Source organism: Pseudomonas taiwanensis DSM 21245 (assembly GCF_000425785.1).
In the GTDB taxonomy this organism is placed as follows: domain Bacteria; phylum Pseudomonadota; class Gammaproteobacteria; order Pseudomonadales; family Pseudomonadaceae; genus Aquipseudomonas; species Aquipseudomonas taiwanensis.
This window is the reverse complement of sequence record NZ_AUEC01000010.1, coordinates 17,575-29,088: the sequence shown is the minus strand read 5'-3', so window position 1 is coordinate 29,088 and position 11,514 is coordinate 17,575. Positions and strand designations below refer to the sequence as shown.

At 61.2% G+C, this 11,514-nt stretch carries 12 protein-coding genes; 6 read left to right on the top strand and 6 right to left on the bottom strand.

Annotated elements, in window-relative coordinates:
• Positions 1-29 precede the first annotated feature (29 nt).
• The 6 genes from H620_RS0101645 to H620_RS0101620 all read left to right on the top strand — a co-directional run bounded on the left by H620_RS0101645 (position 30) and on the right by H620_RS0101620 (position 5,426).
• Positions 30-851 carry a BON domain-containing protein gene (locus tag H620_RS0101645; protein ID WP_027906626.1) on the top strand — a complete coding sequence of 274 codons (822 nt, stop codon included), beginning with the start codon at positions 30-32 and terminating at the stop codon, positions 849-851.
• Between the two features lie 175 nt (positions 852-1,026).
• The gene (locus H620_RS0101640) at positions 1,027-1,311 is read left to right on the top strand and encodes a hypothetical protein (RefSeq protein ID WP_027906625.1); all 285 of its coding nucleotides are present in this window, start codon (positions 1,027-1,029) and stop codon (positions 1,309-1,311) included.
• A 43-nt stretch (positions 1,312-1,354) separates the two neighbouring features.
• Positions 1,355-1,516: a DUF1328 domain-containing protein gene (locus H620_RS26170; RefSeq protein ID WP_003252966.1), complete on the top strand. Its 162-nt coding sequence runs from the start codon at positions 1,355-1,357 to the stop codon at positions 1,514-1,516.
• Positions 1,517-1,518: 2 nt separating this feature from the next.
• Complete coding sequence (locus H620_RS0101630; protein WP_027906624.1) at positions 1,519-1,989, top strand: inhibitor of vertebrate lysozyme family protein; 471 nt, start codon at positions 1,519-1,521, stop codon at positions 1,987-1,989.
• A gap of 736 nt (positions 1,990-2,725) precedes the next feature.
• Positions 2,726-4,060 carry a glutamate/aspartate:proton symporter GltP gene (gene gltP, locus H620_RS0101625; RefSeq protein ID WP_023378040.1) on the top strand — a complete coding sequence of 445 codons (1,335 nt, stop codon included), beginning with the start codon at positions 2,726-2,728 and terminating at the stop codon, positions 4,058-4,060.
• A gap of 136 nt (positions 4,061-4,196) precedes the next feature.
• On the top strand, positions 4,197-5,426 hold the full coding sequence (locus H620_RS0101620) for a nucleoside recognition domain-containing protein (RefSeq protein ID WP_023378041.1): 1,230 nt from the start codon (positions 4,197-4,199) through the stop codon (positions 5,424-5,426).
• Here H620_RS0101620 and H620_RS0101615 read toward each other — a convergent pair.
• The 6 genes from H620_RS0101615 to H620_RS0101590 all read right to left on the bottom strand — a co-directional run bounded on the left by H620_RS0101615 (position 5,408) and on the right by H620_RS0101590 (position 11,508).
• Positions 5,408-6,031, bottom strand: a complete 624-nt coding sequence (locus tag H620_RS0101615) for an ABC-type transport auxiliary lipoprotein family protein (protein WP_023378042.1) — start codon at positions 6,029-6,031, stop codon at positions 5,408-5,410. The genes H620_RS0101620 and H620_RS0101615 overlap by 19 nt on opposite strands.
• The gene (locus H620_RS0101610; RefSeq protein ID WP_027906623.1) at positions 6,028-6,966 is read right to left on the bottom strand and encodes an MlaD family protein; all 939 of its coding nucleotides are present in this window, start codon (positions 6,964-6,966) and stop codon (positions 6,028-6,030) included. The genes H620_RS0101615 and H620_RS0101610 overlap by 4 nt, the downstream gene beginning before the upstream one ends.
• Positions 6,967-6,969: 3 nt before the next feature.
• Positions 6,970-7,761 (bottom strand): ABC transporter ATP-binding protein, encoded by a 792-nt coding sequence (locus tag H620_RS0101605; protein WP_023378044.1) that lies wholly within the window; start codon positions 7,759-7,761, stop codon positions 6,970-6,972.
• Positions 7,758-8,891 carry an ABC transporter permease gene (locus H620_RS0101600; protein ID WP_027906622.1) on the bottom strand — a complete coding sequence of 378 codons (1,134 nt, stop codon included), beginning with the start codon at positions 8,889-8,891 and terminating at the stop codon, positions 7,758-7,760. Before H620_RS0101600 ends, H620_RS0101605 begins: the two co-directional genes overlap by 4 nt.
• A gap of 99 nt (positions 8,892-8,990) precedes the next feature.
• Complete coding sequence (locus H620_RS0101595; protein WP_023378046.1) at positions 8,991-10,010, bottom strand: DUF5924 family protein; 1,020 nt, start codon at positions 10,008-10,010, stop codon at positions 8,991-8,993.
• 94 nt (positions 10,011-10,104) lie between these two features.
• A complete protein-coding gene (locus tag H620_RS0101590; protein WP_023378047.1) occupies positions 10,105-11,508 on the bottom strand; it encodes a M16 family metallopeptidase in 1,404 nt (467 codons plus the stop codon).
• Positions 11,509-11,514 lie beyond the last annotated feature (6 nt).

Below are 11,514 nucleotides of genomic sequence, written 5' to 3'. Positions count from 1 at the left end.
AGCTTTTGCCTACAGAAGGAGGTGCAGTCATGCCCTTTTCCTACCGCCTGGCCGTGTTCGCGGTCACGCTGCTACCAGCATTCCCCCCAGCTTTCGCTGACCCTGTGAATGACGCTCGCCTGGAGGGTGCCCTGCAAACGGCGTTGGCGTTGAACAGCATGCTGAACCCGTTTCGTATCCAGGTAGAGGTCGACGGCCAGCAGGCCCGACTGGCCGGCGAAGTCGAGAACGAGGTCGAGCGACAGCTTGCAGAAAAGGTTGCCCTTGCCACTCGGGGGATCGAAGAGGTCGACAATCAGCTGCGGATCAACGCCGACTTGGTGGAACGGCCGCTTGAACTGCGTGCCTACGCGCAGCGTCTGGAGGATGCGACGCTGGCGGCGAAGATAAAGGCGCGGCTGCTTTGGAGCCACACCACCGAGCAGGCACCTATAGACGTGCAAAGCAGTGAGGGCGTGGTGACTTTGCGAGGCAAGGTCGATAGCGCGCAGGCCAAGGAGTTGGCGGGTGTTCTGGCGCGGACCACCGAGGGTGTGTATCTGGTCAACAACCTGGTCAGCCTGGACAGCGCAGCCATGGCCAAGGCCAGGGAAACGCCTGTGGGAGCGCAAACCGGGCCGCAACCCAGTGACCGCTGGGTGGTGGACAAGATCCAGGCCAGTTTCAGGTTCAGTCGCAATCTCGATGGCTTGAATATAAAGGTGGACTGCGAGCAGGGGCTCGTCAGGCTTTCTGGCGAAGTGGTCAGTCGCGAGCAGAAGAGCATCGCGGTGGAAACCGCTCGACAGATCTCTGGAGTGCGTGGCGTCGACGCCGACCTGCTGAAAGTAGCCACCAAAGTAGAGGGTTGAATCGTGCAATACGCACGATGCCAGAGGGGGCATCGTGCAGGATACGTCCCCTGCGCCTTGCGGCTTGTTTCATAAGTAAATGATTTATAAAGCTTTTTATTAAAATAAAAGTCTGGCATGCAGGCTGCAATTACCTGTTCAGGTTTGAACAAGAATTACAGCAGGAGAAGCCGGCATGAACCGCCCATCCGTGGACCGTTTCCAAGCTGCAGCATTACCCATTCGCCAGGCGTTGTTTCTTGCACTGGCGCTGCTGTTGACGCTGGCTGCCGGTCTCTTTCACTACAGCTGGCAGACCGCACGGCTGTCCGAGCAAGTGGCGGCTCAAACGGCGTTGATCATGCAGATCCAGTCGACCCGTGCCAACACGCTGGTGAAGGCAGCCGATCCTTTGCCTTCGGCCAAGACTTCCCCTGCCACTCTCGAAAACGTCGTGCCGCAGGACCGTTGGGTGTTCTGAGGCACGCTGACGGGCTGATTTCAAAAAAGAAAGGAGAACCACCATGCTGAGCTGGGCTATCACTTTCCTCATCATCGCCATTGTCGCTGCTGTGCTGGGCTTCGGTGGCATTGCCGGCGCTGCCACTGGTATCGCGAAGATCCTGTTCATTGTCTTCCTGGTGCTGTTCGTAGCCTCCTTCTTCTTTGGACGTGGTCGAGGTTGAAGATGAGCAGGATGCTTCGCAACGCCCTGGTTACCGCCCTGCTGTTGGGCGGTAGCGTAGGGGCGATAGCGGCCAATGACGGCCAGGTCCGGGTCGACCAACTGCTGGGCTCGGACCCCCAATATCGCGAGACGTGGCAGCACACCATCGAGGACGAGGAGCGGCTGCCAGACTGGGTCATCAACCTGAGCGGCAGTGCCCAGGAGCAGATGTCGGCGGTCACCGAGGACGGTGATCGCTACCTGGTCGGTCCTTTGTGCGAATCGGCGGACAAGTGCACCTACAAACGCCTCATCGTGGCCTTCAGCTGGGATAAGGACGATGCCTACGGGATGCTCGTGGAGGTGCCCGAAGGCCTGCCGAGCGACAAGTCGCCGACCCGCCATGCACAGTACCGCTGGTTGGGCGACCCGGATGACGGCATGAAGGCAATGCTGCAAGAGCAACTCAAGCGCGATCCGAAGTGGTACTGACACCGATGCGCGCGCTGTCACGAAATAGAAGCTGAACCTTTCTATATTTCACGCTTCTATGATGCGCTGCCCCGAGGAGGGGCTGCACATGACCAAGGGGTCGGGCTGTTCTGATTGTTGCAGGATCGGAGTGGCCTAGGGGTACAGGGAGTGCCTCCAGCAATGGGCCGGGTCAGGAAAGGCAGATTCGGAAGTCCCGGACCGGTCGTGTCTTAAAAGCTGAAAGACACTTCGGACCGGTCGGGCTTCCGAGACGCCATAGGGATTTGTCCCATTCCCTTTCTGGATTTTTCCTACGAGACACATTTTGTCTCGACCGTATATCCATTTTTTTTCGTCTGCCGAGAGGGCGCAAGAGGTGTCATTTCGGCCATTCGGATTGTCGAACAAGCCATTTTCAGCCCGGCTTGGGTACGGTCAAATCTGCCTATGAATGGCGGTTTGGTCTTGTTCGGGATTCCGAACGTTACAAATCAAAGGCTTGAGAACAGTGGTTTAAGGACAGAAACGTTATGCATATTCGGCATAGGGTATCTGTTTCCGGCATTAGATTTCCCCCTTCCCCATCGCAATAGTTGCGGCCTTTTTTCGCTGGTCGAGCACCCGAATGCTCGGCAGCGGTGTCTTTACATGCGGTCTCCGGTTGGAATCAAAACGCTAACGAAGACGTTAAGAACGGCTCTGTTACGCGCCTCTCCAGCCGGCTCCCATGACCACTACAACAAAGGGTAATGACATGAAGAAGGCAAAACTGAGCCTCGCCTGGCAGATTGTGATCGGTCTGCTTCTGGGCGTTGCAGTCGGCGCGCTACTGAACCATTTCAGTGCAGAAAAGGCATGGTGGATCAGCAACGTACTCCAGCCCGCCGGCGACATCTTCATTCGCCTGATCAAGATGATCGTCGTCCCGATTGTGATTTCGTCGCTGATCGTGGGCATCGCCGGGGTAGGCGACGCGAAGAAACTGGGCAGCATCGGCCTGAAGACCATCATCTACTTCGAAGTGGTGACCACCATCGCCATCGTCGTCGGCTTGGTGTTGGCGAACCTGTTCCACCCGGGCGCTGGCATCGACATGAGCACCCTGGGTACCGTCGATATCTCCAAGTACCAGGCCACTGCGGCCGAAGTGCAGCATGAGCACGCGTTCATCGAGACCCTGCTCAATCTGATCCCGTCCAATATCTTCGCAGCGCTGATGCGTGGCGAGATGCTGCCGATCATCTTCTTCTCGGTCATGTTCGGCATGGGTCTGTCGAGCCTCAATGCCGACCTGCGCGAGCCGTTGGTGCGTACCTTCCAGGGCGTGTCGGAGACCATGTTCAAGGTCACCCACATGATCATGAACTACGCCCCGATCGGCGTGTTCGCCCTGATCGCCGCTACCGTCGCCAACTTCGGTTTCGCCTCGCTGCTGCCCCTGGCCAAGCTCGTGCTGCTGGTGTACTTCGCCATCGCTTTCTTCGCCTTCATGGTGCTGGGCCTGGTAGCGCGCGTATTTGGCTTCTCGATCATCAAGATCATGCGCATCATGAAAGACGAGCTGATCCTCGCCTACTCGACCTCCAGCTCCGAGACCGTCCTGCCGCGCGTGATCGAGAAGATGGAGAAGTACGGTGCGCCGAAGTCGATCTGTTCGTTCGTGGTACCGACTGGCTACTCGTTCAACCTCGACGGTTCGACCCTGTACCAGAGCATCGCAGCGATCTTCATCGCCCAGCTGTACGGTATCGACCTGTCGATCGGCCAGCAGCTGATGCTGGTACTGACCCTGATGGTCACCTCCAAAGGTATCGCTGGTGTGCCGGGCGTGTCCTTCGTGGTCTTGCTGGCCACCCTGGGCAGCGTGGGTATTCCGCTGGAAGGCCTGGCGTTCATCGCCGGTGTCGACCGCATCATGGACATGGCCCGTACCGCGCTGAACGTGGTGGGTAACGCACTGGCCGCCGTGGTCATTGCCCGCTGGCAGGGTATGTACGACGCTCAGAAAGGCGAGGCGTATTACACATCGCTGGTGCAGGCTGCAGGCAAGAAAGAAGCCGTAGTCGTCGGCGAAACCGCCAAGCACTAAGCCTCACGTACTGAACGAAGAGCCCCGACTTGTCGGGGCTTTTTGTTGTCTGAGGGCGTTACGGGCTGCATCAGGGACGCAGCCCTCGCGGATAATCTCCGCTATCATTCGGGCATTTTTCAGGGGGAATACACGGATGCTCAACGGCCTTTGGCTCGGCTTTTTCCTGGTGGCGGCGGTGTCCGCGCTGGCCCAGTGGCTGTTGGCTGGCAATGCCGGTATTTTCGCCGCGATGGTCGAGAGCATCTTCGCCATGGCCAAATTGTCCGTCGAGGTCATGGTCTTGCTGTTCGGCACCCTGACCCTTTGGCTGGGCTTTCTCAAGATCGCTGAAAAGGCCGGAATCGTTGAATGGCTGGCAAAAGTCCTCGGCCCGTTGTTCGCACGGCTGATGCCGGAGGTGCCGCCGGGGCACCCTGCGCTTGGCCTGATCACCATGAACTTCGCTGCCAATGGCCTGGGCCTGGACAACGCTGCTACGCCAATCGGCCTCAAGGCCATGCGTGCCCTGCAGGAGCTCAACCCCAGCAGCACCACCGCGACCAACGCACAGATCCTGTTCCTGGTGCTCAATGCCTCGTCCCTGACGCTGCTGCCGGTTACCATCTTCATGTACCGCGCCCAGCAAGGCGCGCCCGACCCGACCATGGTGTTCCTGCCAATTCTTCTGGCCACCAGTGCCTCTACCCTGGTGGGCCTGCTGTCGGTCGCAGTGATGCAACGCCTGCGGCTATGGGACCCGGTGGTGCTGGCGTATCTGGTTCCTGGCGCGTTGTTGCTGGGCGCCTTCATGGCGTTTCTCGGCACATTGTCCGCCGCCGCCCTGGCAAGCCTGTCATCGATCTTGGGCAACCTCACGTTGTTCGGCGTGATCATCCTGTTTCTGCTGGTTGGCGCGCTGAAGCGGGTGAAGGTCTATGAAGCCTTCGTCGAGGGAGCCAAGGAAGGCTTCGACGTTGCCAAGAGCCTGCTGCCATACCTGGTAGCGATGCTGGTGGCCGTCGGCGTGCTGCGTGCCTCGGGGGCGCTGGAGATTGCGCTGGATGGCATACGCCACGCGGTGAACTGGATGGGGCTCGATACCCGTTTCGTAGAGGGGTTGCCAACGGCGCTGGTCAAACCGTTCTCGGGCAGTGCCGCGCGCGCCATGCTGATCGAGACCATGCAGACGCAAGGGGTGGACAGCTTCCCGGCGCTGGTGGCAGCGACCATTCAGGGCAGCACCGAAACGACTTTCTACGTGCTGGCGGTCTACTTCGGTGCGGTTGGCATCCAGCGCGTGCGCCATGCGGTTGGCTGCGCGCTGCTGGCCGAACTGTCCGGCGTGATTGCGGCGATCTTCGTCTGCTACTGGTTCTTCGCCTGAGCCTGGGCACTGCGGGCCACTGTCCAGTCCACCACCTGCGAGGCCAGTTGGTCGCTGGCCGCGCCAAAACCTGCCACCACTGCTGAGACCTCGGTGCCGGCCAGCGGCTGGTGGATCTCGAAGCGCTTGCTGGCGAGGATGCGCTGGCTACGGCCCTGAACCAGTCGTGCGTCATAGCGGATCACCACCTCTACCGTACCGCCCGGACGATACTCGCTCTGGAAAGCCTGCAGCTCACCTGCCAGTTCGTAGTCGGCCTGCAGGTTGCTATCGTCGGCGCTCAGGCGCTGTACCCGGCCGTCACGCTGGAACCCATCGAGCAGCCGGTTACGCACCAGCAGGGGCGTCGGGTCGCTCCAGCGGGCGCCCTTGTAGCTGCTGATCACATTACCTTGGGGGATCACGGCGATACGCGGCCCGGCGAGCACTTCACTGGCCAGTGGCTTGTTCAGGCGCAGTGACCAGTCCACCGCCACCACGTTTCGGCTGGCTTGGCTCACTGGCAGGCGGTAGATATCCACAGGCTCGGTTTTCGGCAGGATTGAGCAGGCCGTGGCCAAGCCCATCGTGGCCGCCAGGGCCATCACGCGCAGCAACGGTTTCATGGCTGGAACTCCTTGTTGTTGTCGCGGCCCAGCAGGTAACCACTCGGGTCTGCCTCCAGGCGCCGGGAAATGCCCTTGAGCGCATTCAGGGTTTCACGTAGCTCGCGTATGGCGGGGGCTAGCTGATCGAGGCCCTGGGCGCCTCCATCGAGGGCTTCGCGGTTGTCCTTGAGCAGCTCGTTGATGGTCGCTGTGCTTTCGGCGAGCGACTGCATGGCTTGCTCGGCGCTCCCGAAGGCCTGCCTGCCCTCTTTGCCCAGTAGGCCGTTGGCGTTGTGCATCAGCGCCTGGGTCTCTGCCAAGGTGGCGCTGGCCTGCTTGCCGACTTCGGCCAATTGCTCGATCGCCTGGGCAATGCCGCCTTTCTGGCTGGCGAAGGCACCGGTGGTTTGTTCCAGGTTGGACAAGGTGTTGCTCAGTCGGTCGATATTGCTTTCCGAGAACATCTGGTTGGCGTTGTGCAACAGCATGTTGATGTTCGTCACCAGGTCGCTGCTGTCATTGAGCAGACGCGAAATGGGCGAAGGCGAGGCGATGATGACGGGTAGCTTGCCGTCCTTGCCCTTGAGTTCCGGGCTCTTCGGCGTGCCGCCGCTGAGCTGGATGAACGAGTTGCCGGTCACCCCAGCCAGGGTCAGTTTGGCCTGGGTGTCTTCCTTGACGGGCGTATCGCCACTGAGGCGCACACGGGCCAGTACACGGCGTGGGTCCTTCGGATCGAGGCGCAGGTTGGTGACGTCGCCGACCTTGATCCCGTTGTATTGCACCGGGCTGCCCCGGGACAAGCCAGAGACCGCTTCGCTGAAGACGACTTCATAGTCCTTGAACGCGTCGTCGACGCTGGACTTTGTCAGCCACAGACCAAAAAGCATGGCGCCGGCCACCACCAGGACGGTGACCAGGCCGATCAGGACGTGATGAGCTCGGGTTTCCATTGTTCAGCGCTCCTGCGCCGCGTTGGTGGCGGCGTGTTCGGCCGCCCGCCCGCGCGGGCCGTGAAAGTATTCGTGAATCCAAGGATCGTCGGTCTGCTCGACCTCGGCCAATGGTCCTGCCACCAGTACCTTCTTCTGCGACAGCACGGCCACACGGTCGGTGATGGTGTAGAGGGTGTCCAGGTCGTGGGTGATGAGAAACACCGACAGGCCCAGGGCGTCGCGCAGGGTAAGGATCAATTGGTCGAAGGCTGCGGCACCGATGGGGTCGAGGCCGGCGGTAGGCTCGTCGAGGAACAGGATGTCCGGATCCAGCGCAAGGGCGCGGGCCAGTGCGGCGCGCTTGATCATGCCGCCGGACAGTGACGACGGGTACTTGTCGGCAGCGGAAATCGGCAGCCCTGCAAGGGCCAGCTTGACCCCGGCCAGGTGCTCGGCATCGGCGCGGGACAGCCCCGCGTGCTCGATCAGGGGCAAGGCAACGTTTTCGGTCACCGTAAGTGAAGAGAACAAGGCGCCCTTCTGGAACAGCACGCCAAAGCGTCGCTCTACCTGTGAGCGCTGGCTCTCATTGAGGCTGGCCAGGTCCTGGCCGAACACCTTGACCTGCCCTTCGTTGGGCCTGCGCAGGCCGATGATGCTACGCAGCAGTACCGACTTGCCGCTGCCAGAACCGCCGACCACGGCCAGGATCTCGCCCCGGTTAAGGTCGAGGTCGAGGTTTTCGTGCACGCTCTGGCTGCCGAAGCGGTTGCAGATGCCCCGCGCTTCAATCACTGCATCCCGGCCATTCACCAACCCATCTCCATGCAGAACAACGCCGCCACCGCATCCAGCACGATGACCACGAAAATCGACTGGACCACGCTGGAGGTGGTATGTGCACCGACCGACTCGGCGCTGCCGCTGACCTTGAAGCCCTCCAGGCAGCCGATGGAGGCGATCAGGAAGGCAAAGAACGGCGCTTTGGCCAGCCCGACGAGAAAATGCTGGACGCCGATGTCGCTTTGCAGCAGCGACAGGAACATCGCAGGCGAGATATCCAGTGTCAGGGCGCAGACCACGGCGCCGCCGACGATGCCGCAGATCATTGCGAGGAAGGTCAGCAACGGCAGGGCTATCAACAGGGCCAGTACCCGCGGCACCACCAGCAGTTCGATCGGGTTCAGCCCAAGGGTGCGGATGGCGTCGATTTCTTCATTGGCCTTCATCGAGCCAATTTGTGCGGTGAAGGCGCTGGCTGTCCGTCCGGCCATGAGGATGGCGGTCAACAGCACCCCGAATTCGCGCAGGAAGGAAAATGCCACCAGGTCCACGGTGAATACGGTTGCACCGAAGTCCGCCAGCACCGTAGCGCCGAGAAACGCCACCACCGCCCCCACCAGAAAAGTCAGCAGCGCCACGATGGGCGCTGCATCCAGGCCGGTTTGCTCGATGTGCGCGACCACTGGCGTGACCCTCCAGCGGTGAGGCTGGAAGACGCGCAGCAGGAGGGTTTCCAGGATCAGGCCGACGAAGCCCAGTATCTGCCGGGTGTCCTGCCAGAGTTTGTCCACCGCCCGTCCGATACGTTCCAGTAGCTGCAACAGTACCGGGCGTTCTGGTTCCTTGACCGGAATGCAGTAGTCCTGCACCGAGCAATAGACATTCTTGAGCAAGGCGCGGCTGGCCTCGGGTAGGTCGTCGGTACAGCGCGACAGCCGATCTGAGCCCAGCAGCTCGGCCAGCAACGAGGCGCCGGCGGTATCCAGTCGCCCCAGTTGACTGAGGTCGGCAATGGTGTCGGCGCCGTATTGCGTACGCAGGTGCTCGCTCGCACGCTTGAGGCTGGCGTAATGGGCCAGCGTCCAGTCACCGACAATGCGCAGGCAAGCCGGTTGAACGCTAGTGTCCAGGGTGGCGCTTGGGGTGGTCATAGGCTCCATGCAACTGACGGTCCGCTAGGCGTAGAGCCTGATCATAGCGCAGCAGGCATGGAGTGGTTTGTTGAGAATGTGCTGTCTACGTCTACAAAAGACCTGAGCTCATGGCGCGGCGTCGTCCACCACCTTGAAGCGCAGCACGCCGATGACCTGGCCATCCTCGGTCAGCACTCGCACTTGCCACTTGCCCACCGGGTTGGGCGGGAAATTCTGCTTGTGGGTCCAGGCCCGGTAGCCTTCCTTGCGCCCGCCATGGATGTCGAGGGCGATGCGGTCGACCTCTTTGCCATCCTTCTGCCACACATGGTAGATCCGCTCGTTCAGGCCCCGAGGTGCGTTGATGGCGGTGTAGGCGTACAAGCCACTGCTGCGGATGCGACTGGCGGCAATTTCATCGAGCGAGTCGCCCGGCTGGCGGTTCAGCACCTCAGTGCTCACTGCCACTTCGGTCATCCACAACGTCGCCGGTGGTACCCAGGAACGCAGCAGCCATCCGCCGCCGCCGACCGCCAGGGTCACCAGTACCAGCGCCACGCCTCGCCGCCAGTTGTTGATCGGGAAACTGCTGGCCAGGCTCGGGAACGACAGCGCCATTGCCGCGATCAGCGCCAGCTTGAAGCTTTGGGCTGTGGTCAGGTGAAGGATGATCGGGAGCGCGGTGAGCAGCGCTGCGAACAACGTCAGGGTATGCAGGGCGAGGAACAGCCAGCGGCGCGGGGCCAGCCACTTGTAGTACAGCGGGTCGATGATCGAAATCAGTCCGGCAGCGCCCAGCAAGCCGGTGAAGACCAGTTGTCCGCTGTTCCAGGTGGTGGTGATGAAGAAGAACGGCAGGACGAAGAACAGGCTTTCCTGGTGGATCATCTGCGTCGCGTAACGCAGCAGCGGCTGTGGGATCTCGCGGTTGAAGGTGCGGGCGAACAGGCCGGTGAGGGTGTTTTCGAGCATCAGCCAGACCCAACTGACCAGCATGAGAACGGCTACCCAGCTAGCCAGGCCGGCTTGGCGATCGACCAGGATGAAACTGCCGATACCGGAAAGAAAACCGCCGAGAGCGATGATGCCGGGGTAGCGTTTGAGCAGTTCGATGACGCGCTGGACGAAGTGGGGTATTGGGGGCATGGGTTTACAACAAGGCATATGGGGAGGCAGTGTCGGCCTTTCGCGGGTAGACCCGCGAACCGGCCGCTGATGGCGAAAGGATACCGCCGATTTACTACTGCCGTGTAGCACCGCTTGGTCGCTTCGCGCCATGACCGCGCCAACGCAGCAACCCCAGCGCCAGAATCAGTCCCAGCAACAAGGCAACCAGCCCATACAGTTCGTCATACCCCAGCAACGGCTTCTCGATACGCAAATAGCCTTGGTCCTTGAGCAATGTCTGCAACGCATCGTTGGCTTGCTCCAGTGTCACTTGGCGTAGCTTGCGTGCCGGGTCGGGGAAGCGTCCGTTGCTATAGTCGTTGAGCGCCCCCCAGTAATAGTCAGCAAGGGCACTGTTACCCTGGGTGCTCCAGCTTTCCTTGGCGACGGCGGCATCCTTGATGCGCGCGAAGGTATCAGGGTCCAGGCCGTCCTTGCGCAGGTGATCCAACAGCTGTTGCATCACCTTGGTCGCCTTGTCGATGTCGTCGCGCTCAAGGTCGGCGTTGAGGCTGAGCATGCCGCTGTCACCGAAGCTCTCACGCTGAACAGTTGGACCGTACGACAGGCCATGACGCAGGCGCAGCTGGTCGTAGACGGCCCACTCCAGGTAGCGTGAGAGCAGGTCTAGGGTGCTCTGGTGGTCGTTGTCCAGGACCGGCTCGATGAACAGCCAGTGCAGTTTGACGCTGTCGCCGAGCCACCCTTTGATGAGTTCGCGACGTTGCTGGGCAGGTTGGCTGATGCTGTCGAGGTTGCGTCGTTCTTCGGGTTCGGTGGCTGGCAGTTCGCCATAGGTGCGTTCGAGGTAGGCCGGCAGCAACCGATCAAGGCCACCGACCATGATCAGCGTCATGTTGTTGGCCGCGTACCAGCGCTCGCGCAGGGCTTGGACCTGCTCCAGGGTCATGTCGTCCAGCTTGGAGCGCTCCGGACATTTGAGGCCCAGCTCGACAGCCAGCTGGTCGCTGGCGGGGTGACCGATGTCCTGGCGGTCGAGCCAACGCTGCAGGTGACCATAATGGCCACCATCTTCACGTTCGATGATGCGCTTGGCCGTGGCCAGCGCCTCGGCGTCGATGCGAGTATCGCGGATGACCGCCAACAGCAGGTCGAGGACTTTGCGCTGGTTGCGTGCCGGCGCTTCGATCACGAACGTGGTGTCGGCGCTGCTGGTGTAGGCATTCCATTCCCCGCCCAGTGCCTGCAGCCGTTCTTCGAGCCCCCCCTCCCCGGTCTCGTCGATACCGCTGAACAGCAGGTGTTCGAGCAGGTGCGGCAACTCCTTCTGGTCACAGTCGAAATCGTCCAGGCCAACGCCCACTACCAGGCGGATGGCGACATGGTCGCGTTCATAGCCGGACTTCAGGATCACTTGCAGGCCATTGGGTAGCAGATAGCCCTCAACGCTCGACCGGTCGAGGGCCAGCGTGGGCAGGCTGCAGATCAGCAGGCAAAGGAACATCAGGCAACGCATGGGCGA

Coding starts and splice junctions, on each gene's coding strand:
- H620_RS26170 (WP_003252966.1), top strand. CDS start 1,355: ATGCTGAGCTGGGCTATCACTTTCCTCATCATCGCCATTGTCGCTGCT.
- H620_RS0101610 (WP_027906623.1), bottom strand. CDS start 6,966: ATGGAAACCCGAGCTCATCACGTCCTGATCGGCCTGGTCACCGTCCTG.
- H620_RS0101630 (WP_027906624.1), top strand. CDS start 1,519: ATGAGCAGGATGCTTCGCAACGCCCTGGTTACCGCCCTGCTGTTGGGC.
- H620_RS0101615 (WP_023378042.1), bottom strand. CDS start 6,031: ATGAAACCGTTGCTGCGCGTGATGGCCCTGGCGGCCACGATGGGCTTG.
- H620_RS0101595 (WP_023378046.1), bottom strand. CDS start 10,010: ATGCCCCCAATACCCCACTTCGTCCAGCGCGTCATCGAACTGCTCAAA.
- gltP (WP_023378040.1), top strand. CDS start 2,726: ATGAAGAAGGCAAAACTGAGCCTCGCCTGGCAGATTGTGATCGGTCTG.
- H620_RS0101640 (WP_027906625.1), top strand. CDS start 1,027: ATGAACCGCCCATCCGTGGACCGTTTCCAAGCTGCAGCATTACCCATT.
- H620_RS0101590 (WP_023378047.1), bottom strand. CDS start 11,508: ATGCGTTGCCTGATGTTCCTTTGCCTGCTGATCTGCAGCCTGCCCACG.
- H620_RS0101600 (WP_027906622.1), bottom strand. CDS start 8,891: ATGGAGCCTATGACCACCCCAAGCGCCACCCTGGACACTAGCGTTCAA.
- H620_RS0101620 (WP_023378041.1), top strand. CDS start 4,197: ATGCTCAACGGCCTTTGGCTCGGCTTTTTCCTGGTGGCGGCGGTGTCC.
- H620_RS0101645 (WP_027906626.1), top strand. CDS start 30: ATGCCCTTTTCCTACCGCCTGGCCGTGTTCGCGGTCACGCTGCTACCA.